Here is a 21,912-nt window from a genome sequence, read left to right as displayed (position 1 = left end):
TGAAAGATTTATAGTCGTAAAAAAAAGAGTGCTTGCTGATTAAGGGTATAGTATCAATTATAGTTGCAAAGATGGATAAATAGCTTTACTTACCAAAGATCATTTTAATGGCTACAAGTAGTAATACACCACCAAAAATTCTTTTCAATAAAGATTGATTGATGGAAATGGCCAATTTACTCCCTAAGTATCCACCAATAATAAAGGTTAGTGCAATTATTGCAGCATACTTCCAATTTACGTGCCCTTCTTTGTAGTAATTAAATGCGGCTAGTAAGGTTACTGGAACTGCTAATACTGCTAAGCTTGTTCCCTGAGCCTGATGTTGAGAAAAATTAACCCAGAGTATCAATAAAGGAATCATAACCACGCTTCCTCCTATCCCTAAGGTACCGCTAAAAAAACCGGCTATTAATCCAATAAGTATTAGTGAAATAAGGACACTTAAGTTCATGTTAACTAAATAATTAAAATTATAACTCAGCTAACATACTAAAAAATAACATAATGAATTAATTATTATTGCCCTACAGTAGTCTTATAATAGCCGTCTCTAGGTATTTGAATAAAATATTCCTTACCACTTCCATTTTGTAAATGAGATTCGCGTAGCCAAGGATTATGCAACTTTAAGATTTTATAGTTGATATTGTATTGCTTTACAAATTCCGTAAAATCCTCAACGGGCTTATCTACCAACACATTAAAAGTAGGGATGGGATCATATAAATCCTTTTCACTGAAATTAAACCCATATTGCTTTGGGTTACTCAAGATTTCTTTAACTGCTATGATTCTAAATACATATCTACCTGTTTCTTCACCCAATAATAGGTCATAGTAGCTTTTCACGTTTTGACGTTCTAGTTGTTTATCGATGCCATATTGCCCAGCATTGTACGAGGCAGCCGCCAGTGTCCAAGTACCAAAGCGCTCTTTGGCTTTCTTAAGATACTTACAAGCTACTTCTGTTGATTTTTCAATATGATAACGCTCATCAACATTATCATTTACTTCTAAACCGTATTCTTTTGCCGTCCCTGAAAGTATTTGCCAAAACCCGGTTGCTCTAGCAGGAGAAACCGCCTGCGTCAAACCGCTTTCGATTACGGCTAAGTATTTAAAATCATCAGGTACTCCTTGTTCTTTAAGAATAGGCTCTATGATAGGAAAATATTTATGTGCTCTCTTAAATAACAGTAATCCATTGGATTGCCAATACGTATTCACCAATAATTCTCTATCCATTCGCTCCCTGATATCAGGATTTTCAACAGGAACCAGCTCACCGGCAAAATTCAAATTTGAAGGCATAGGAATGGCATAAACGTTATAATCGTTTACCAACTTGGTTTCTAATTTATTTTGCTGAACATTTTTTTGTGGTTCAGCCTGTGTTGCGTTAATTAAAACACCAATCGTGAAGACAACACCTAATATTAATAATACTTTTCTTACAACATTGACCATTTTCATAGATTTTTAGCGAGAATACTGATTTTCATCACAATATAAAGTAAAAACATCGATTATCGCAAGTCTTTTTCGATAATTTCTGGCAAATGTTTATTAAACCATTTTGAGCGTTTTATGATCATTACGTGGGTTCCCTTGGGTATTATGATGCAACCTTTAATATTCTCAATAGGAAAAATAATATCACTATCCCCGTGGATATGTACGATCCCTTTTGGCGGTGTTTCTTGATCCCAACAAACCATATTTTTAATTGCCCAATCCAAGTATTGCTTATTATTTAAAGAAAGGTATTTTTGATACATTGCCGCGCGCTTCTTGGCAAACTCACCCACTGCTAAGGCATCCCAGTTCTTCACTTTTGCAACTAATCCAGTAGGCAAAAATTTATACAAGCCTGTTTTCTTTACAAACCTCATCCGTTTAGGTAATTCGAACTTTGACTTGACACTGCTAATAATTATTAGTTTTTGTACCGTTACGAATTTACTCATCTCTTGCACCACTACCCCACCAAAAGACACTCCAACTAATACAATATCAGTATGTTTAATTTCCTGACACATACGCTTAGCATACTGCTTTAAGGTCTCGTTTTTAGCGGGTATTTTCCAAGGGATCGTATGCATAGTGTATCTGTCTTCGGGTAGTTGGATATACTCGAATATAGATACATCTGCAGCCATACCTGGTACAAAATAAACGTGCATCATAGGTATTCTAATAGTATTTTAACAGTGATTATTTTAGTTAAAGCGTTAATTTTCTTATCTTTGCATCGCCAAAATTAAGTATTCTCTGATTATAATTGGAATGCTTAATATCTTATTTAAGGGATTTATAACCAACTGATCTTAGTTAATAACGGGAATTTATTACGCAAAATTACAAAAATTGAATTTTAATAATCCTCTTTCAGTGATATTTAATCACTGAAAAATTATCATAAATACCTTATAAAATCAAAAATATGGAGAACATGAATGATGTCGAATTGGAAATCGTAGACAATGAATTTCTGAGACAGTTTGAGACTACAATTGAAGGGAAAAAGTCAACAATAGAATACTCTCTTCAGGAACGAAAAATTTTTCTTACCAAATTTATTATGGATGATGATTTAGTAGAAAAAGGCTATAAGGATGAGTTTATTCAAGCTGTGTTTAACATCGTAGAAGATCGTAATATTCGACTAGTTCCATCTAGTTCTGAGATTGCAAAGTTTATGAGAAAAAACAAAAGGAAATATAAAGACCTACTACCGGTAGGTATTAATATTTAAAAACAGAAAAATCCGCTTTAAAGCGGATTTTTTTATGCTATTTTTGATTGTAATTCATGCTGTTTAAATTCAAATCGTACCATACCATCCTCATCGATCTCTGTGAGTTTAATACGATGTAGCGTATTTACATACTCTGGGTTCCAAGGCATTTTTACTTTTACATAGTTTTCTGTAAAACCGTGAATGTAACCTTCCTTATTTTCTGATTCAAATAACACTGTTTTTTCCTTACCCAATTGAGACTCATAAAAAGCTCTTCGCTTTTTGACAGATAATCCTCTTAGCATTTTACTTCGTTTTTTACGAACCTTCGCAGGCACAACATTAGGTAATTCAGTTGCCACGGTATTATCTCTTTCTGAATACGTAAAAACATGAAGGTAAGAAATATCAAGAGAAGCTAAAAAATTATAGGTTTCCAAAAAATGCTCATCAGACTCACCAGGAAATCCAACAATAACATCCACTCCTATACAGGCATCCGGTATTTGACGTCGAATCTGCTCTACTCTATCCACGTATAAATCACTAAGGTATCTCCGCCTCATTAAACGCAAAATATCATCACTACCCGATTGTAATGGAATATGAAAATGCGGTACAAATGTTCTACTTTTTGAAACAAAATCTATGGTTTCATTTTTTAGCAAATTAGGCTCTATGGAAGAAATTCGCAACCGCTCTACGCCTTCAACCTCATCAAGTGCTTTTACTAAATCTAAAAAGGTGTGCTCATGCCGTTTATTTCCAAATTCTCCTTTACCATAATCCCCAATATTTACACCAGTCAGTACAATTTCTTTAATACCCTTTTCAGAAATTTCTTTCGCATTGTTAAGTACATTACTTAGCGTATCACTTCTTGATATACCTCTCGCTAAGGGAATCGTGCAATACGTACATTTATAATCACAACCATCCTGAACTTTTAAAAAAGCTCTGGTACGATCTCCAATAGAATAACTGCCTACATAGAAATCCGCATCTTCAATTTCGCAAGAATGAATTTCTCCAAAATCATTTTTTGACAAATCATTGATGTAATCGGTGATTTTAAACTTTTCCGTAGCACCAAGCACCAAGTCAACTCCATCAACCGCCGCTAACTCCTCGGGCTTCAATTGTGCATAACAACCAATAGCTGCTACAAACGCATCTGGATTATTTTTCTGAGCCTGCTTTACAATGGTTTTAAATCGTTTATCAGCATTATCTGTAACTGAGCAAGTATTAATGACGTAAATATCCGCTGATGTTGAAAAGTCAACAGCCTCGAATCCCTCTTCTTTAAAACCTCTTGCTATAGTTGACGTTTCTGAAAAATTCAACTTGCAACCTAATGTATAAAACGCTACTCTCTTTTTCATTCAAAATTTAATTTCCGGTTTCTGGAAATCTCTTTATCTTTATGCTATTACGAAACCTATTTATAAATCAGCACTCTTCCCTTTAAGAAGGGTGCAAATATACCAACAATAATCGATTTAGTAAAATTGAAAACTTTTCTTACGAGGCACTTAACAGGTTATCTTGCAATATTTTACCTTCTTATAGGAATAAGTTCTTGCGACGATCCTAAAAAAGAAAACAAAGAGCATTTAGTTTTTCGCTACAACGAGTACTCCAATATTAAATCATTAGACCCTGCATTTGCTAGAAACCCATCCATAATTTGGCCAACTAACCAACTTTTTAATGGGTTAGTACAGTTTGATGAAACCTTACAAATTAAGCCCGACATTGCTAAGCGTTGGGAGATTGCTGATGATGGACTTACCTATACGTTTTATCTGAGAAATGATGTGTTGTTTCACAAGCACAAGGAATTTAACACGCCTAAAAATACAAGAAAAGTTGTCGCTTCAGACTTTACATATAGTTTTGATCGCCTTCTCGATCCTGACCTGGCCTCACCTGGGAATTGGGTATTAAAAAATGTTCAAAACTATACTGCAGTTAATGATAGTACTTTTCAAATTCAATTAAAACAGCCTTTTCCAGCATTTTTAGGGTTATTGAGTATGCGTTATTGTTCTGTAGTACCAAAAGAAATTGTTTTATTTTACGGTAAGGAATTCAGGAAGCACCCAATAGGTACTGGGCCCTTTAAATTTAAATACTGGGAAGAGAATGTAAAGTTGGTCCTTAGAAAGAATAATAATTATTTTGAAAAAGATGAAAACGGAAAAGGACTCCCCTACTTAGAGGCGATTGCCATCACCTTTTTACCAGAAAAACAAAGTGAATTTTTACAGTTTACCAAAGGAGATCTTGATCTATTAAATAGTTTAGATGCCTCTTATAAAGACGAGCTACTTACTCCATCCGGAAAATTACGTGAACGATATAGGGATAAAATTAATTTGTCAAAAGGACCTTATCTCAACTCTGAATACTTAGGCTTTTACCTTGAAACGGATAAAGATGAAATTCAATCAGAACTGCTTCGCAAAGCCGTAAATTATGGTTTTGACAGAAATAAAATGATCACCTTTTTAAAAAACGGAATTGGTACTGCTGCTGTAAACGGATTTATACCTAAAGGGCTCCCTGGATTTAGTAACCTTAAGGGATATACCTATCAGCCGAATAAAGCTTCCCAACTTATAGCCCAATATAAAAAAGAAACTGGTAATCAAGATCCCTCGATAACGATTACTACCGATAGTAATTATCTAAGTTTGTGTGAATACATTCAGCGCGAATTAGAAAAAATTGGATTACAAGTTAATATTGATGTACTTCCTCCATCTACTATACGAGAGCGAAAATGGAAAGGTGAGCTAGCTGTGTTTAGAGCAAGCTGGATTGCCGATTATCCAGATGCTGAAAACTTTTTATCCCCTTATTACAGCAAAAACTTTACGCCGAATGGCCCTAACTATACACATTTCAAAAACGAAACTTTTGATCAATTGTATGAAGAAAGTTTTGGAATAACCAATGACAGCCTAAGAATACAATACTATGCAAAAATGGATTCAATTATCATAGCCCACGCTCCTATTGTACCTTTATATTATGATGAGGTTGTGCGGTTTACACAAAAAAATGTAAAAGGGCTTACGACCAATCCTCAGAATTTCTTAGTTCTCAAAAAGGTTTGGAAAGAAAAACAATAAGCAACCCTATTTTTATCGTTAAAATGCTTTTTTATACCGATAAAAGTATTACATTCGTATTGTTTTTATCACAAACTAACCCCAATTGATAATGAAAAAAGTTATTTTATGCCTTGTAGCTTCGGCTTTTTTAGCAGTTTTATCTTGTAATGAGGATAAAAAATCCGAGCAAAAATCAACAAAAATTATGGAGCAAAATAGCTCTAAATAATTACAAACAGATTAATTGCATTTTTTAAAATTTATTTTCTTTACCAAATAATTTAAAACACTCAAAAGATCAAAATAAAATGCGCTTTCATATAGACAGCGCATTTTTTTGTTATTTACTTTAAAAAGTAAGAAAAAACTTATCTTTTTCAATTAATAAGATTTTCGCCATTTAGCTGTATCCTCAAACACGTGTTGTAGAATCTTTTTATCTTCTTCTGTTAATTCTTCATCTCTTCTGGCCATAACTACTTCCGCTACCTCAAATGCTTTTTTCGGTAAGTAGTTGGTAAACCCATTACTGCCACCCCAACTATAACTAGGTATAAAGTTACGAGGAAAACCACTTCCAAAAATATTAGCATTAACACCAACCACAGTGCCGGTATTAAACATAGTGTTAATGCCGCACTTAGAATGATCACCCATCATTAGACCGCAAAACTGTAAACCGGTTTTGGCAAAGCCTTCCGTTTCATAACTCCATAGGCGCACTGGAGCATAATTATTTTTAAGATTCGAAGTATTGGTATCCGCCCCAAGATTACACCATTCTCCAATAACCGAATTGCCCAAGAAACCGTCGTGACCTTTATTGGAATAGCCAAATAAAACTGAATTATTTACCTCTCCCCCTACTTTTGAGTAAGGTCCAACCGTTGTAGGACCATAAATTTTAGCCCCCATCTTAACCACCGCGTGGTCACATAACGCAAAGGGACCTCTAATTATACTCCCTTCCATAACCTCAGCATCCTTACCAATATAAATAGGCCCAGTATTTGCATTTAAAGTCGCAAATTCAAGTTTAGCACCTTCTTCTATAAAAACATGATCTGGGTTAAGTACATTATTAGTACTTGATAACTCTTGGCTTTTTCGATCTTTAGTTAATAAGCCGAAATCTGCTGCAATGGCCTCCCCATTTTTCGCAAAGATATCCCAAGTATTTTTTATGGTAATTACATCAGTGTAGGTATAGGAAATTACATCATAAGTATCAAAATCTACTTCTTGATCCTCAGCTACATAGAAAGCAATAGGCACATCTCCATCAAAAATTGCCTGGTTCTCCTCCATATTTCTAACCATTTTAGCAAGATTTTCTGAGGGTAAATAGGAAGCGTTGATCATAACATTATGATCCAGTTCAACCAAAGGGAATTTAGTCGCCAGATAATCCTCTGTGACTGTCGAAGTAGTAGAGCCTAAAAACTTCTCCCACTTTTCTCTAATGGTTAAAATACCTACTCTAATATCTGCAACGGGTCGGGTAAACGTAAACGGCAATAAAGCATTTCGGTTTGGCCCGTCAAAAAGAATGTAATTCATGAGATATACAATTGATCGTGTTTATGAAGATAAAAATAAAAAAGCCTTTCTGACTAAGAAAGGCTATACAATATATTTTAAAACTCAAAAATTACTTTTTGAATTTAGAGTATTTATTCTTGAACTTATCTATACGTCCAGCAGTATCGATAAGTTTAGATTTACCAGTATAAAATGGATGAGATGTTCTTGAAATTTCCAATTTAACTAATGGATACTCAGCACCATCTACATCGATAGTCTCTTTTGTATCTGCAGTAGATTTAGTAATAAAAACTTCTTCATTAGACATGTCTTTAAATGCAACTAATCTATAATTTTCTGGGTGGATATCTTTTCTCATCTTAATGTAATCTTTTCTTTTTTCGAGGCGCAAATTTACAACTTAATTTTACAAATCAAAAACTTTTATCAGAAATGTATTAGATTATTATTCTTGTGTTTCCGTATCCGCTTCTGTATTATCTGGATCTCCACAACCACAAGCTAAGCGAATTAATCCTGCCACAAATCCTGCTCCATTTGAATTTTCCTCTATCTCATCACTTAACTGACAACAACTAGAATTAGAATTAGAATTAGAACTAGAATTAGTACCATTAGGATTTTTTACTCCATTGAACATATCGCGAAATTGACTTGCTATGGCATAAAATTCTTCTGGTGTAAGATCTAATTTCAAAAGTTCATGATATACTATTAAAAAGCTCTCCGTTTGATCGCCTAAGAATTCTCCAACTAAAACTCTTATTTCATCATCAGACAATTGCTTTTTTGCACTTTTCTGAGCATACTCCTCAATAAAGGCTTTATATTTTCCCGTTTTAACTGCACTTTTGTTAAATTCAATAACTACTTCTTTTACAAGAAGCTCTTTATCGTTTTGGTCAATTTCGTCAATTTGATCACTACACGAATAACTGAATAGCAAGCAAATTAAAATAAGTGGTAAAAGTTTTTTCATAGTAGTGTTTTTTAAAAATAAGTCGGTTCATATCCCTTTGTTGAATTTCCGCCTCAATTAAATTGAGCTAAAACCGTATAAAAATGATCAAAATTAGTCATATAGGCAAATTTTTTCGATGAAATACACAGTTTTTTAAGAGTTTTTTTTAATACCTTTGAATCAAATATCATTTTTAACTACCCCCCTGTAACCTTTTGATATGAAATTAATTAGAACTTCTATCGGTAAGATACCTCTTGGATATGGTTGTATTCTTGGTTTGGTAGTTTTGCTTTCGAATATATTTTTTAAGATCTATAAAGATTTTGAGTTGACGTTTTATCTCTCTTCACAAATTTTAATCAATATTTTAATAATTTCATTCGGTATTTATGCCTTTAAAAAGTCTAACCAAGGCTATCTTAGTTTGTCACAGGCATTAAAAATTGGCTTCAGTATTAGTATTATCGCAGGAATAATTATTTTGTTGTCGGATATTTTTTTAGCAGATTTTATCTCAGATGCAATTAATACCACTAAAAAAGAAAAGGAAGCTAAGTGGTTATCCAGATTGTATTATGCCATTTTGGTTTTTATAAGTAACCTATTACTTGCTTTACTCATATCCCTACTTAGCGGTGCTATAATGCAAAAAAATAAAGAGGTGTATGATGAGGAATAAATTATACTGCCTTTTCTAATTATTACTATTTTTTAAAAAGCCCCTGTAACAAATTAGTATATTTGAATACTAATGGTATTAACAACCTTAAAGTTTAAAAAATGGAAAATCAAACTAACACAAATAAAATTGGCATCAACTACGGTATTATTTTAGCAACTATTCTAACTCTGTTTACAGTATTAGGCTATGCTTTCTATCAAGAAATATTTGTTAAATGGTGGGTGTTCTTTTTGCTCCTGATAGTGATTGTACTTATAGGAATTTTATCTGCAGTAAAAAGTCGAAAAATATTAGGAGGTATTATTTCTTTTAAAGAAACTTTTAAAGCCTATTTTATACCTATTGTAATAGGTACATTGATCAGCACCTTAGTCACCATTCTAATCTTTAACGTGATTGATCCTGAAGCTGCTGTAGCAATTAAAGACAGATCCATTGAAGTTACTATGGAGTTTATGCAAAAATTTAATGTGCCCGAGGAAGATATGAATAAAGCCATAGCTGATATTAGGAACGCAGATAATTTTGGAGCTCTTACACAAATAAAAAACTGGTTCGGCTCAATGATAGTCTACATTGTCATTGGTTTAATAGTCTCGCTTATAATTAGAAAAAAGGAACCGATAGAATAAATAAAAGATTAGATAATTACCAAAGGGTTACTTTTAAATAAAAGTGACCCTTTTATTATTTAATATTGAATTCTATACCGCTATATTTGTATTTTTATCATAATATCATTTAATGAAGAAAGACAGTTTATCATTTATAATTATACTCGGGTTTTCATTAGGATTACTGAGAGTAATTATTGATTTTCTCCCCAGAATACTCAATGCATCTCCGCTAGTGTATTATAGCTCATTTTTGATTGCACTTATAGTAGAGGTTATAGTGATTTGGTATGCGATTAAAAAAACATTTAGGATAAAAAATACTATTTCTATACTTAACACAATTAAAATTGGAGTTTTAATAATGCTTATTACTGGTGCTTGCTATAGCGTAATGGCATATATCTATGACACTCAAATCGATCCAGATTTTCAAAAAAATTTAGCCATTGATTTTGCTGCAAATTATGCACCTGAAACCTTAGATCAAGTTAAATTGAATTTTGAAAATGCAAATCAAAAAATATCTCCAATCGGAATTATTACATACACAATTTGGTTTATTTTCCTAGGTACTGTAATTTCGATACTTAGTGCTTCGATACTACACTCCAAAAACAGAAGTAAATAATGAACTTGTCTATAGTAATACCACTGCTCAATGAGCAGGAATCTTTACAAGAATTATACGATTGGATTGCAGGCGTTATGCAATCCAATTCTTTTTCTTATGAAATTATCTTTATTGATGATGGGAGCACAGATCAATCTTGGAACACTATTACCCATATATCAAGTAAAGATCCTAATGTTAAAGGTATCCGTTTTTTAAAGAATTTCGGTAAATCACAAGCGTTACACGCTGGTTTTGAAGCTGCACAGGGTGATGTAGTTATAACTATGGACGCCGACTTACAAGACAGCCCTGAGGAAATCCCTGAATTATATCAGCTTATCACAAAAGAAGGCTACGATTTGGTTTCGGGTTGGAAGAAAAAACGTTACGATGCGGTATTAACTAAAAATTTACCATCCAAACTTTTTAATGCTGCCGCCAGACAAACTTCTGGAGTAAAGCTCCACGATTTTAATTGCGGTTTAAAAGCATACCGCAAAGAAGTCATAAAACATATTGATGTTCATGGCGAAATGCATCGCTACATCCCCGTCTTAGCAAAAAATGCAGGATATGGTAACATCGGTGAAAAAGTAGTGAAGCATCAAAAAAGAAAATACGGACATACTAAGTTTGGTATGAGTCGTTTTATCAATGGATTTTTAGACCTGGTAACCATTTGGTTTATGTCGCGTTTTGGAAAACGCCCTATGCACTTTTTTGGCCTTCTAGGCACGCTACTATTTTTCGTGGGCTTTGCCTTTTCCTTATACCTAGGTATTGATAAACTTATTATAGAAACTAAAGGTAGACTAATTGCGCAACGAACTGAGTTCTATATTGCCTTAACCTGTATGATTCTTGGAACCCAATTCTTTGTAGCTGGTTTTATTGGAGAAATTATGTTAACCAGTACGCGAAAAGATTCTGAGCGATACCAAATCTCCGAAAAATTACATTTGTAAAATCATACAATACGTGCTAAATCCGTAATATCTTTTTAAGATCTTTATAGAAGTAGTATTTTTGCTATTAAAACCAACAAATCATGAGTACCACAACATCAGAATTAGAGGCTAAAATTAAAGAATGGCTTACACCTACCTTTGATCAGAACACTCAAGAAACGATAAAAAAGCTTCAAAATGAAAACAAAGAAGCCCTTCATGAAGCGTTTTACAAAGATTTAGAATTTGGAACAGGAGGTATGCGTGGGGTAATGGGCGTTGGAACCAATAGAATTAATAAATATACACTGGGTAAAAGCACCCAAGGATTAAGCAATTATCTTTCTTCACAATTCAGTGGACAGCAAATAAAAGTTGTAATTGCTTATGACTGTAGAAATAATAGTGATACCCTAGCTAGGACCGTAGCAGAAGTGTTTTCTGCCAATGGAATAAAGGTATTTTTATTTTCAGAATTACGTCCTACGCCTGAACTTTCTTTTGCGGTTAGAGCACTGGATTGTCAATGTGGTATTGTATTAACTGCAAGCCACAATCCACCAGAGTACAATGGCTACAAGGTATATTGGCAAGATGGTGGACAATTAGTACCGCCTCAAGATGGTGAAATAATAAAGGAGATAAACTCACTTACGTATGCTGATATCAACTTTAAGGCTAACCCTGATTTGATAGCAACGATAGATACGGAAGTTGATAAAAAATTTATAGATAAAAGTGTTGAAAATGGCAGTTTTGCTGCCAGTCAAAAGGAAAAAGATGACATCACTATCGTTTTTACCTCTTTACACGGAACGTCCATTACTGCAATTCCATATACACTAAAACAAGCTGGCTATAACAATGTACATATTGTAAAAGAACAAGCAGAGCCAAATGGTAATTTTCCCACCGTAAAATCTCCTAATCCTGAGGAGCCAGAAGCATTAGAGATGGCTATGCAATTAGCCCAAAAGGTAGATGCAGATATAGTAATCGGTACGGATCCTGATTGCGATCGTCTCGGTATTGCTGTCAGAAACCTAAAAGGAGAATTACAACTCCTTAATGGTAATCAAACAATGCTAGTAATGACCTGGTTTCTGCTAGAACACTATAAAAATAATAAAGGACTACAAGGAAATGAATTTGTAGCCTCAACTATTGTGTCCACCCCAATGATGAAATCACTAGCGGATAAGTACGGAGTTGAGTACATGGAGGTGTTAACAGGTTTTAAATGGATCGCTAAACTCATCAAAGATTATCCAGAAAAGCATTTTATTGGTGGCGGAGAAGAAAGTTTTGGCTATATGGTGGGTGACTTTGTTAGAGATAAAGATGCGGTTACTGCTACCTTACTAGCCTGCGAAATTGTAGCGGCTACGAAAGGCAAGGGCAGCTCTTTCTATAAGGCATTATTAGATTTGTATAGCGATCTCGGTTTATTCAAAGAACATTTAGTATCCTTAGTAAAAAAAGGCATTAAAGGTGCAGAAGAAATAAAACAAACTATGGTTGATCTTAGAGCAAACCCTCCAGAAACGATTAATGGAGAAAAAGTAGTTTTAATTGAAGATTACGCAAGCAGCTTGGCGAAAAACACACAAGATCATACGGTGACAGAAATACAGACACCAAAATCGAATGTACTGATCTTTTACACAGAACAAGGAAGCAAAATAGCCGCAAGACCGAGCGGTACGGAGCCTAAAATTAAATTTTATATAAGTGTCCAAGATACCCTGGAAAATCAGGGAGACTTTGAAGAAATTAATAGTAAATTGGATACTAAAATTGAGGCTATCAAAAAAGATTTAAAAATTTAACCAACAAAATCAAATAGTTAGTTAGTATACGTATTGAATGAATTATTTTAAACAAATTATACGCTTTGCCATGCCATATAAATCATATGGCATTTTAAATATTATCTGTAATATTTTTTACGCATTATTTAGTGCGCTTTCTTTTATTGCCTTAATCCCTGTCCTTAAGGTTTTATTTCAAACTGGAGAACAGCAAAAAATTGAAAAACCAATCTATACCGGAATTGTAAATTTAAAAGCTTATTTAACAGACAAATTAAATTACTTTATACTTGAAACCGTTGAGGAAGAAGGCAGATTAGCGGTACTTACGTATATGATTATTGGAATTATTACCATTTTTATGCTCAAAAATCTTTTCAACTATCTGGCGATGTATTTCATCACTTTTTTACGAAATGGGGTACTTCGAGATATTCGAAACGCTATGTACGAAAAAATATTAGAGTTACCCATCCCCTATTTTTCTGAAAAGCGAAAAGGAGATACGATGGCAAGAATTTCCAGTGATGTGTTAGAGATTCAACATTCATTCTTATCCATTCTAGAATTAATTATTAAGGAACCCTTGACCATTTTATTCACCCTTGCTTTTATGGTATTCCTTAGTCCTCAGCTTACTATATTTGTCTTTATATTTATCCCGGTATCTGGCTTTTTAATTTCCTTGGTTGGAAAAAAGCTAAAAAAACATTCCGATAAAGTACAGCGCGAACAAGGATTTTTCCTTTCGATAGTTGAAGAAACTCTTGGTGGTTTAAAGGTGATTAAGGGTTTTAATGCAGAATCTATTTTCGGTAAAAAATTTAAGGATTCTACAGAGCGTTTCTTTAAATACTCTAATGACTTATTAAATAGACAAAACCTGGCTTCACCAACCAGTGAATTCTTAGGTATCTGTGTCATTGCTGTGTTATTATGGTATGGAGGTAGATTGGTTTTTGTGGATGGAACATTGGAAGCAGAAACATTTTTAGCCTACATAGGACTCGCTTACAACATATTAACCCCTGCAAAAGCCATTTCGAAAGCTAATTATGGCGTTAAAAGAGGAAATTCTGCTGCAGAGAGAGTTTTAGAAATATTGAATACGGAGTCTCCTTTAAAAGACAAGGAAAATGCTGTAGTCAAAGAAAATTTTGAAAGTTTAATTCAAATCGAAAATGTATTCTTTAAATATGAGGATGAATATGTCCTCAAAGATTTTACCCTAAACGTACCTAAAGGGACCTCTGTTGCCCTAGTAGGACAATCCGGAAGCGGTAAATCTACTATTGCAAATCTAGTAACCCGTTTTTATGATGTCAATCAAGGAGCTATCAAAATAGACAATTTAGATATTCGTGATCTTAGCAAAAATTCATTAAGAAGTCTTATGGGACTTGTTACGCAAGACTCTATTCTATTTAACGATACTGTAAAAAATAATTTACTAATAGGTAAAGAAGATGCCACTGAAGAAGATATTATTGATGCCTTAAAGGTGGCCAATGCCTGGGAATTTGTACAAGAACTACCCAAAGGTATTCACACAAATATTGGCGATAGTGGTAACAAACTCAGTGGTGGTCAAAAACAACGATTATCCATCGCTAGGGCTGTATTGAAAAACCCACCTATAATGATTTTGGATGAAGCCACCTCAGCCTTGGATACAGAAAGTGAACGTTTGGTACAATCTGCTTTAGAAAATATGATGAAAAATCGAACCAGTATTGTAATTGCACACAGACTCTCTACCATTCAAAATTCGGATGCCATTGTGGTGATGAAAAAAGGTAAAATCGTTGAGCAAGGTACACACGAAGAATTGATTCAAAAAAATGGAGAGTATAAGAAGTTAGTCGCACTACAATCATTTGATTAACATCACTTCAACATATCAATAAATAAAAAAGAGCGTTATTACTAACGCTCTTTTCCTTCACACAAATCATCTTAATTTAGGGGCTTACTCTAAAATTAAAACTCACTTTTAAAAAACTTTCATCTTGGGGATAATGAAAGCACTAACTCATTTTCACTTTGTAAAGATAATTAAAAATTATTGTCCTCCAAACAAAATTGTGTATTTTATCTATAAAATATGTCATTTTAACATATTTAAGTTTGATAAATAATATAATTGTAAGAATTTACCTATATTTTGTTGTACTATCTCAAAATAAAAAAGAGCGTTATTACTAACGCTCTTTTCCTTCACACAAATCATCTTAATTTAGGGGCTTACTCTAAAATTAAAATTCACTTTTAAAAAACTTTCATCTTGGGGATAATGAAAGCACTAACTCATTTTCACTTTGTAAAGATAACTAAAAATTATTGTCCTCCAAACAGAATTGTGTATTTTATCTAAAAAATATGCATTTTAACATATTTAAATCGAATATATAACAAGATTGTAAGAATTTACTTATATACTATTATGCTGTCTCAAAATAAAAAAGAGCGTTATTACTAACGCTCTTTTCCTTCACACAAATCATCTTAATTTAGGGGCTTACTCTAAAATTAAAACTCACTTTTAAAAAACTTTCATCTTGGGGATAATGAAAGCACTAACTCATTTTCACTTTGTAAAGATAGCTAAAAATTATTGTCCTCCAAACAAAATTGTGCATTTTATCTATAAAACGTGTAGTTTTAACATTTTTAAAGACATTAATAAGATGTATTGTAATCTTTTTCTTACTTTTAAATATCAGCGTAAAATAAAAGAGAGTGTTATTGCTAACACTCTCTTCCTTCACACAAATCATCTTAAAATTAGATGTTACTCTAAAATTAAAACTCACTTTTACGGCTTACTTTAGTAATCTAAAATAAGCACAACTCATTTTCACGGGGCAAATGTATTTAAAAAAACCAACTCACAAAATATTTTGATGCTTTTTATCGATTAAATATTTTAGTTGTTCTAAAATAATACCTCCTCATTACACAATACAAACAAATTCTTACAAAATTTTCTTACACCAGGATTAAACCTTTTATATTTATGTTAGTCTTAACAATAAACCATTAGGTAGATGATTAATTTTAAATGATAAGAAATCCAAAGTTGAAACATCAAGAAGAGCAAATCTTAATCGATATAAAGTCTGGTAAGGATATTAACCTTGTATTACGAGAAATAATTACTACTTATAAAGAAAGATTGTATTGGCATATCAGGAATATGCTAAAAAATCATGATGATACGGATGATGTATTACAAAATGTTTTTATAAAAGTCTATCAGAATATTTCAAAATTTAAAAGCGAAAGCAAGTTATATTCCTGGCTTTACCGCATCGCCACCAATGAAGCAATTACCTTTTTAAACAAACAGGCTAATAAAAAAGGTATCACCAACCAAGAACTTAGCTCCCTTCTTGTTCAAAATCTAAAAGCAGATGTATATTATGATGGCGATGAAATGCAATATAAATTACAATGCGCCATAGCCACGTTACCAGAAAAACAACAATTAGTGTTTAATATGAAGTATTTTGAAGATTTAAAATACAAAGAAATATCAGATATATTGGGTACAAGCGAAGGAGCTTTAAAAGCATCCTACCATCTGGCCACTAAAAAGATTGAAGAATTTATAAAATCCAATTAAACCTTTGGTACTAATAAGAGTCAAAATAACAAATGAGTACAGATAAATCAAATAGCAAATCAGGTTTTTCAATTCCTAAGAATTATTTCGAAGGACTAGAAGATAGCGTTTTGTCAAGATTAAAGACAGAAGAAAGAACTACTTCTGGTCAGCACGGCTTCGAAGTCCCGGAGGGATATTTTGAAGGTTTGGAACAAACTGTGCTGCAAAGAGTGGAAAATAAATCTAAAGTGATACCGCTTTTTAAGCGCAAAAAGGTGTTACTATTATCCGGCATTGCTGCTGCAATAGCGTTACTATTTACCCTATTACCAGATCAAAATAACATTACCTTTAAAGATCTAAAGACTACGGAAATTAGCCTTTATATTGAAGAAGGAAATATTGAACTTACTGATGACGAGTTAATATCCATTATTGGTAAAGATATTGACCTTACAGAAAGCTATGAAGAAAATCCAGTAAATGAAGAAGCACTACTAGATTATCTTTCTGAAAATGATATTGAAAATGAAATTATGTACCTTGATTAAACTATTGAACATGAAATATAGTCTACTACTTTTTACTTTTTTACTTTGTTATGTCGGTGTAGCGCAGCGCACACCACAAGAACGTATCAAAGCCTTTAAAATCGCATATATCACAGAACAACTAAACCTTACCACTAAGGAAGCGCAGCAGTTTTGGCCGGTATATAATACGTATGAAGACAATTTAGATACTGTAAAAGCCGAAGAAAGAAATCTTATTCAAAATTTAAGACAGCAATTTACAGCTGCTGAGCTGACGGATCAAAAAGCGGGCACCTATCTTGATAATTTTATACTGTTAGAAGAAAAGAAATTATCCTTGAGAAAATCGTATTTAAATGCTTTGAAAAAAGTGATCCCTAATATCAAGATATTGAAACTCATTAAAGCCGAAGCAGACTTTAATAAACGATTGGTCCAACAACTTAGAGAACGAAGAAGAAATCAACGAAATTAAAGTTGATGCATCATCCTTTAGAGATCCGTATACAAGTAAACAAGTAATTTTAGTCAAATGTTAGTTTACTTATTCTGTTTTTACCCGCAGCAAAAGCTATAGAGTCATTTATAAACCTCAAGGTATAAAAAGGCTCTTTACTCAAGGTTTGCCAGGATCTTCCATAATTGTTTGACACAGCAATACCGGTAAATCCAACAGCTACAATATGCTTGCCTTTTCCTGCTGGAAAAAATTGAACCGAACTTTTATATCCCGGATTTTTATGGTTGGCAATGCTAGACCAGGACTTACCGGCATCATTTGTAAAAACGATAGTATTTTCTGTTTTTGTAGGTTGCATATAGTCTCCCCCGTAAATTATTCCTAAACTATCTGAAATAAAGTCCATAGCATAGGCTCCCGTAGTTTGAGTTCCCTGAACAATAGGCAACTTTTGTACACGCCAGTCCGTTTCATCAACTTTCTTACTATATACCCTAGAAGATGCTCCACCCGATATAAAGAAGATTTGATCGTTTCCATAAAATATGTTACCATTACTTGCAGCAAAAGCGGCTTCGCCCTCAACTGCTTCAGGTAAGTGGTCACAACTTACCTTTTTCCAATGGGCACCACCATCATAAGTAAGTAGTACAGACATACAATTATCTGTAGGATCTCCTATTGCGATTCCTTGTTTGTCATTTAAAAAAGTCATCGCATCATAAAACACATTTGCTCCCTCTTCTTTATAAACGAGTTCACGCTCATACGTCTTTTTGTCGATTTTATATAATAAGGCTGGATTAGCGATACTTAATATATAAAAATGAGTGGCATTTGCAGCGATAGCTCTAAAATGTGGCTTCTCCTCATTGTGTAGCACCGTTTTTTGAATCAACTGAAAGTCCTTAACTTGTGTATCCCATTGAATAACTCCGTATTTTCCTGCTGTACCTGCATAATACATGTTATTTTGGTCTACGTGTATAGCTCGGATACTAATAGAGTCTACAAGAACATCCTCTATTTGCACTCCTTGTACATCTCGTTCAACCTCAATTTTTGAAGTTTCAGACTGCTTACAACTACTAAAAGCCGATAAAATTATAAAAAACAAGGATAATCGCTTCATGCATAGAATTTTGACTTAAAGATAATAGTTATTCTATACAAAGGTTTACCTTTGCACTCCTTTTAAGAATAAATATGAGATTACATAGAAATCTGGTCTTTGCCGTTATAGACGGGCTTAATGAAATTTTTAATGAAAACGCCTACGCCGATAAGGTGGTTCAATCTTTATTAAAGCGCGATAAAAGATGGGGATCCAGAGATAGAGGTTTTATAGCAGAAACAGTATATGACATTGTACGATGGAAAAGATTATATGCTGAAATTGCTGAAGTAAAAGAACCCTACAACCGAGAAAATTTATGGCGAATTTTTGCCGTTTGGGCAACTTTACGCGGTATAACACTTCCTGATTGGAAACAAATAGAACCCACTCCTACCCGACGAATTAAGGGAAAATTTGACGAGTTGAGTAAAATCAGAAAGTTTCGTGAATCTATTCCTGATTGGTTAGATGAATTAGGAATGCAGCAATTACCTGATATATGGGAAAAAGAATTAGCAGCTCTTAATGAACAAGCACCTGTAGTGCTTCGAGTAAACACCTTAAAAACAACTACAGAAAAACTGATTCAACTACTAAAAGAAGAGGATATTGAAGCAGAAACGTTAAAAGGATACCCGAGTGCTGTACAACTTATTGAAAGAGCAAATGTTTTTGCTACCAAAGCTTTTAAAGATGGTTTGTTCGAAGTTCAAGATGCTTCATCACAGCTAGTCGCTAAATTTCTGGACGTGGAACCAGGACAGCGTGTCGTAGACACTTGTGCAGGAGCCGGTGGAAAATCTTTGCATTTAGCAGCATTAATGGAAAACAAAGGACAGGTTATTGCTATGGATATCTATGGGAATAAACTTAAAGAACTCAAAAGACGTGCAAGACGCGCTGGTGCTCATAATATCGAAACCAGAACTATCGAAAGCACTAAAGACATCAAAAAATTACATAAAAAAGCAGATCGTGTACTCATCGATGCACCTTGTACGGGTCTTGGAGTACTTAGCAGAAATCCAGATGCTAAATGGAAATTATCCCCTGAATTTTTAGAAAGTATTCAGAAAACACAAGCAGATATCCTAGAAAACTATTCAAAAATAGTAAAGCCAGGTGGAAAATTAGTTTACGCCACCTGCTCTATCCTACCCTCAGAAAACAGAAAACAAGTGGACTCTTTTTTATCTAAAGAAATAGGGTCTGATTTTAAATTAGTTAAAGACAAAAATATTTACCCTTCTTCTAGTGGCTTTGATGGTTTTTATATGGCGCTTTTAGAAAGAAAACAGTAGTGTTGAAATGAAAAGAATTACAATTCTTGTTGCGTTATTACTTAGCGTTTATTGCTATGCACAACAGGCTTATTATGATGATGTAAATTTATCATTAACCGGACTTGCTTTAAAAAGCGAGTTGGCTACAAAAGTTACCAATACACATACTAATTTTTTAACCTATACTCCTGGAGTTTGGGAAGCCAGTAGAATTACCGACGAAGACCCAAATAATTCCAATAATGTAATTTTGTTGTACGGTTGGGAAGATGGCTCCGATGCGGATGTAACCAATGATAGATCAAGGTCAAAAACGATGAATGGTGGTAATGTAGGAGACTGGAATAGAGAGCACACCTATCCACGGTCGCTGGGTAACCCAAATTTAGGCTCAGAAGGACCAGGTGCTGATGCGCATCATCTTAGACCTACCGATGTGCAGCGAAATGGAGATCGCGGAAACAAAGCTTTTGCGGACGGATCCGGAAATTCAGGTACAACAGCGCAAGGGAACTGGTACCCAGGGGATGAATGGAAAGGTGATGTGGCCAGAATGATGATGTTTATGTACATACGATACGGAGATCGTTGTTTACCAAGTGTTGTAGGTGTAGGCAGTAACGCTGCTACTCCAGATGATATGATCGATTTATTCTTGGAGTGGAATGCAGAAGATCCTGTATCCCTAATTGAAGATAATAGAAACAATTATCACGATAGTAATGACACCTACGCTCAGGGTAATCGAAACCCATTTATTGACAATCCATACTTGGCTACTCTTATCTGGGGTGGGCCCAATGCTGAAGATAGATGGGGGATTTTTAATACGGACACTGAAGCACCAACAGTACCTGATAATTTAGTAGTAAGCAATGAAACCACTTCATCTTTAGACCTTAGTTGGTCAGCCTCCACGGATAATATAGCTGTGACTGCTTATGACATTTATGTAAATGGAGCATTGAATACTTCAACGAATACTACCAATACAACGGTTTCAGGTCTAACTCCTAACACCACATACGCGCTTGCAGTATTGGCTAAAGATCAGGCAGGGAATAGTTCTGATTTGAGCCAGGCGGTCAATGGAACCACCCTACCAAATAATAATAACGATGAAATCTGTGGTAGCGAAACCTTTAGCAACTTAGGAACTAGCGCTTCCTCTTACGAAACTCGTACTTGGACCGGTGATGGTGGAGGGACTTGGACTGCCACAGATGCCAGAACGGATCAAACCTTAAACGGAGCTGCAATTACAATCAGGGATGGAGCACTAACTGCACCAACCACCAATAATGGGATCAGCGAACTTACCATTACAACCAAGAGAGTGTTTAGTGGAGGAGATGGAACCTTTACCGTTCGAGTTAATGGTACGGCTGTAGGGACTATTCCTTATAGCGATACAGAGCAAACCACAACGATTTCGAATATTGATATCGAAGGTGCGGTGTCCATTGTTCTTACTGATAAAGCTAGTCCAAGTGATAGAGTTTCTATAGATGATTTGAGTTGGAAGTGTTTTGAACTACTCTCTGTTGATGAAAATGAATTATCTTCCATTAAAATTCATCCAAATCCATCTTCAGGAAGTATTTATATCAGTAGTGAAATACTTACTGCAAAAGGAACGCTCCAGATCTTTGATTTGTTAGGTAAAGTTATTCTAAGCGCTGACTTACCTGCAAACAAGCAAGGAACCAAAATAATGGACTTACCTAAAGGAATGCTTATGGTAAAGCTAACTGTCGGTAATGCCACGACAATACAAAAACTAATCGTAAAATAAACAGGGAGGCATTACGCCTCCTTTTTTTATGAAATTGGTTAATAATTTCTTGGTATCCCAAAAGTTCTTTTAG

At 34.1% G+C, this 21,912-nt stretch carries 21 protein-coding genes; 13 read left to right on the top strand and 8 right to left on the bottom strand.

The window, feature by feature from the left end; translation table 11 throughout:
• Positions 1-85: 85 nt before the first annotated feature.
• The 3 genes from EV197_RS09965 to EV197_RS09955 form a co-directional block, all read right to left on the bottom strand.
• Positions 86-454, bottom strand: coding sequence for a sulfite exporter TauE/SafE family protein (locus EV197_RS09965; RefSeq protein ID WP_130286608.1), 369 nt, complete (start codon positions 452-454; stop codon positions 86-88).
• A 65-nt stretch (positions 455-519) separates the two neighbouring features.
• Positions 520-1,470 (bottom strand): lytic transglycosylase domain-containing protein, encoded by a 951-nt coding sequence (locus EV197_RS09960; RefSeq protein ID WP_130286607.1) that lies wholly within the window; start codon positions 1,468-1,470, stop codon positions 520-522.
• 59 nt (positions 1,471-1,529) lie between these two features.
• Positions 1,530-2,189, bottom strand: coding sequence for an alpha/beta hydrolase (locus EV197_RS09955; RefSeq protein ID WP_130286606.1), 660 nt, complete (start codon positions 2,187-2,189; stop codon positions 1,530-1,532).
• Between the two features lie 266 nt (positions 2,190-2,455).
• Between EV197_RS09955 and EV197_RS09950 the strand changes: the two genes are divergently transcribed.
• Positions 2,456-2,758: an N-acetyltransferase gene (locus EV197_RS09950; RefSeq protein WP_130287103.1), complete on the top strand. Its 303-nt coding sequence runs from the start codon at positions 2,456-2,458 to the stop codon at positions 2,756-2,758.
• 32 nt (positions 2,759-2,790) lie between these two features.
• Here EV197_RS09950 and mtaB read toward each other — a convergent pair whose 3' ends face one another.
• A complete protein-coding gene (gene mtaB, locus EV197_RS09945) occupies positions 2,791-4,128 on the bottom strand; it encodes a tRNA (N(6)-L-threonylcarbamoyladenosine(37)-C(2))-methylthiotransferase MtaB (protein ID WP_130286605.1) in 1,338 nt (445 codons plus the stop codon).
• Positions 4,129-4,254: 126 nt separating this feature from the next.
• Here mtaB and EV197_RS09940 point away from each other — a divergent pair, with 126 nt between their 5' ends.
• Positions 4,255-5,883, top strand: coding sequence for an ABC transporter substrate-binding protein (locus EV197_RS09940; protein WP_130286604.1), 1,629 nt, complete (start codon positions 4,255-4,257; stop codon positions 5,881-5,883).
• A 363-nt stretch (positions 5,884-6,246) separates the two neighbouring features.
• On the opposite strand, the gene EV197_RS09935 is transcribed toward EV197_RS09940, so the two are convergent.
• The 3 genes from EV197_RS09935 to EV197_RS09925 all read right to left on the bottom strand — a co-directional run bounded on the left by EV197_RS09935 (position 6,247) and on the right by EV197_RS09925 (position 8,389).
• Positions 6,247-7,425: a GlmU family protein gene (locus tag EV197_RS09935; RefSeq protein ID WP_130286603.1), complete on the bottom strand. Its 1,179-nt coding sequence runs from the start codon at positions 7,423-7,425 to the stop codon at positions 6,247-6,249.
• Between the two features lie 91 nt (positions 7,426-7,516).
• On the bottom strand, positions 7,517-7,768 hold the full coding sequence (locus EV197_RS09930; RefSeq protein ID WP_130286602.1) for a type B 50S ribosomal protein L31: 252 nt from the start codon (positions 7,766-7,768) through the stop codon (positions 7,517-7,519).
• Between the two features lie 87 nt (positions 7,769-7,855).
• On the bottom strand, positions 7,856-8,389 hold the full coding sequence (locus EV197_RS09925) for a hypothetical protein (protein ID WP_130286601.1): 534 nt from the start codon (positions 8,387-8,389) through the stop codon (positions 7,856-7,858).
• Between the two features lie 202 nt (positions 8,390-8,591).
• Between EV197_RS09925 and EV197_RS09920 the strand changes: the two genes are divergently transcribed.
• The 9 genes from EV197_RS09920 to EV197_RS09880 all read left to right on the top strand — a co-directional run bounded on the left by EV197_RS09920 (position 8,592) and on the right by EV197_RS09880 (position 17,659).
• Positions 8,592-9,053, top strand: a complete 462-nt coding sequence (locus EV197_RS09920; protein WP_130286600.1) for a DUF4199 family protein — start codon at positions 8,592-8,594, stop codon at positions 9,051-9,053.
• Positions 9,054-9,154: 101 nt separating this feature from the next.
• A complete protein-coding gene (locus EV197_RS09915) occupies positions 9,155-9,688 on the top strand; it encodes a DUF4199 domain-containing protein (protein ID WP_130286599.1) in 534 nt (177 codons plus the stop codon).
• A gap of 112 nt (positions 9,689-9,800) precedes the next feature.
• Positions 9,801-10,301 carry a DUF4199 domain-containing protein gene (locus tag EV197_RS09910; protein ID WP_130286598.1) on the top strand — a complete coding sequence of 167 codons (501 nt, stop codon included), beginning with the start codon at positions 9,801-9,803 and terminating at the stop codon, positions 10,299-10,301.
• The gene (locus EV197_RS09905; protein WP_130286597.1) at positions 10,301-11,251 is read left to right on the top strand and encodes a glycosyltransferase family 2 protein; all 951 of its coding nucleotides are present in this window, start codon (positions 10,301-10,303) and stop codon (positions 11,249-11,251) included. The genes EV197_RS09910 and EV197_RS09905 overlap by 1 nt, the downstream gene beginning before the upstream one ends.
• Positions 11,252-11,334: 83 nt before the next feature.
• Positions 11,335-13,062, top strand: coding sequence for a phospho-sugar mutase (locus EV197_RS09900; protein ID WP_130286596.1), 1,728 nt, complete (start codon positions 11,335-11,337; stop codon positions 13,060-13,062).
• 37 nt (positions 13,063-13,099) lie between these two features.
• Positions 13,100-14,929 (top strand): ABC transporter ATP-binding protein, encoded by a 1,830-nt coding sequence (locus tag EV197_RS09895; protein WP_130286595.1) that lies wholly within the window; start codon positions 13,100-13,102, stop codon positions 14,927-14,929.
• Between the two features lie 1,176 nt (positions 14,930-16,105).
• Entirely contained in the window at positions 16,106-16,669 is a 564-nt protein-coding gene (locus EV197_RS09890) for an RNA polymerase sigma factor (RefSeq protein ID WP_130286594.1), read from the top strand.
• Positions 16,670-16,701: 32 nt separating this feature from the next.
• Positions 16,702-17,202 carry a hypothetical protein gene (locus EV197_RS09885; RefSeq protein WP_130286593.1) on the top strand — a complete coding sequence of 167 codons (501 nt, stop codon included), beginning with the start codon at positions 16,702-16,704 and terminating at the stop codon, positions 17,200-17,202.
• Between the two features lie 10 nt (positions 17,203-17,212).
• A complete protein-coding gene (locus EV197_RS09880; RefSeq protein WP_130286592.1) occupies positions 17,213-17,659 on the top strand; it encodes a sensor of ECF-type sigma factor in 447 nt (148 codons plus the stop codon).
• 49 nt (positions 17,660-17,708) lie between these two features.
• Here the strand turns inward: EV197_RS09880 and EV197_RS09875 are convergent, their stop codons facing one another.
• Positions 17,709-18,776, bottom strand: a complete 1,068-nt coding sequence (locus tag EV197_RS09875; RefSeq protein WP_130286591.1) for a beta propeller repeat protein — start codon at positions 18,774-18,776, stop codon at positions 17,709-17,711.
• 74 nt (positions 18,777-18,850) lie between these two features.
• On the opposite strand from EV197_RS09875, the gene EV197_RS09870 reads away from it, so the two are divergent.
• Positions 18,851-20,062: an RsmB/NOP family class I SAM-dependent RNA methyltransferase gene (locus tag EV197_RS09870; RefSeq protein WP_130286590.1), complete on the top strand. Its 1,212-nt coding sequence runs from the start codon at positions 18,851-18,853 to the stop codon at positions 20,060-20,062.
• Between the two features lie 7 nt (positions 20,063-20,069).
• Positions 20,070-21,839, top strand: a complete 1,770-nt coding sequence (locus EV197_RS09865; RefSeq protein ID WP_130286589.1) for an endonuclease — start codon at positions 20,070-20,072, stop codon at positions 21,837-21,839.
• Positions 21,840-21,912 lie beyond the last annotated feature (73 nt).

This window comes from Aquimarina brevivitae, from assembly GCF_004216895.1.
Taxonomy (GTDB): domain Bacteria; phylum Bacteroidota; class Bacteroidia; order Flavobacteriales; family Flavobacteriaceae; genus Aquimarina; species Aquimarina brevivitae.
Note: the sequence above shows the minus strand (reverse complement) of the source record. Positions and strands in the feature narration are given on the sequence as shown.

Bases quoted from the DNA above. Each gene is read 5' to 3' on its own strand.
- EV197_RS09965 (WP_130286608.1), bottom strand. From the start codon at position 454: ATGAACTTAAGTGTCCTTATTTCACTAATACTTATTGGATTAATAGCC.
- EV197_RS09960 (WP_130286607.1), bottom strand. From the start codon at position 1,470: ATGGTCAATGTTGTAAGAAAAGTATTATTAATATTAGGTGTTGTCTTC.
- EV197_RS09955 (WP_130286606.1), bottom strand. From the start codon at position 2,189: ATGATGCACGTTTATTTTGTACCAGGTATGGCTGCAGATGTATCTATA.
- EV197_RS09950 (WP_130287103.1), top strand. From the start codon at position 2,456: ATGAATGATGTCGAATTGGAAATCGTAGACAATGAATTTCTGAGACAG.
- mtaB (WP_130286605.1), bottom strand. From the start codon at position 4,128: ATGAAAAAGAGAGTAGCGTTTTATACATTAGGTTGCAAGTTGAATTTT.
- EV197_RS09935 (WP_130286603.1), bottom strand. From the start codon at position 7,425: ATGAATTACATTCTTTTTGACGGGCCAAACCGAAATGCTTTATTGCCG.
- EV197_RS09930 (WP_130286602.1), bottom strand. From the start codon at position 7,768: ATGAGAAAAGATATCCACCCAGAAAATTATAGATTAGTTGCATTTAAA.
- EV197_RS09925 (WP_130286601.1), bottom strand. From the start codon at position 8,389: ATGAAAAAACTTTTACCACTTATTTTAATTTGCTTGCTATTCAGTTAT.
- EV197_RS09920 (WP_130286600.1), top strand. From the start codon at position 8,592: ATGAAATTAATTAGAACTTCTATCGGTAAGATACCTCTTGGATATGGT.
- EV197_RS09915 (WP_130286599.1), top strand. From the start codon at position 9,155: ATGGAAAATCAAACTAACACAAATAAAATTGGCATCAACTACGGTATT.
- EV197_RS09910 (WP_130286598.1), top strand. From the start codon at position 9,801: ATGAAGAAAGACAGTTTATCATTTATAATTATACTCGGGTTTTCATTA.
- EV197_RS09905 (WP_130286597.1), top strand. From the start codon at position 10,301: ATGAACTTGTCTATAGTAATACCACTGCTCAATGAGCAGGAATCTTTA.
- EV197_RS09900 (WP_130286596.1), top strand. From the start codon at position 11,335: ATGAGTACCACAACATCAGAATTAGAGGCTAAAATTAAAGAATGGCTT.
- EV197_RS09895 (WP_130286595.1), top strand. From the start codon at position 13,100: ATGAATTATTTTAAACAAATTATACGCTTTGCCATGCCATATAAATCA.
- EV197_RS09890 (WP_130286594.1), top strand. From the start codon at position 16,106: ATGATAAGAAATCCAAAGTTGAAACATCAAGAAGAGCAAATCTTAATC.
- EV197_RS09885 (WP_130286593.1), top strand. From the start codon at position 16,702: ATGAGTACAGATAAATCAAATAGCAAATCAGGTTTTTCAATTCCTAAG.
- EV197_RS09880 (WP_130286592.1), top strand. From the start codon at position 17,213: ATGAAATATAGTCTACTACTTTTTACTTTTTTACTTTGTTATGTCGGT.
- EV197_RS09875 (WP_130286591.1), bottom strand. From the start codon at position 18,776: ATGAAGCGATTATCCTTGTTTTTTATAATTTTATCGGCTTTTAGTAGT.
- EV197_RS09870 (WP_130286590.1), top strand. From the start codon at position 18,851: ATGAGATTACATAGAAATCTGGTCTTTGCCGTTATAGACGGGCTTAAT.
- EV197_RS09865 (WP_130286589.1), top strand. From the start codon at position 20,070: ATGAAAAGAATTACAATTCTTGTTGCGTTATTACTTAGCGTTTATTGC.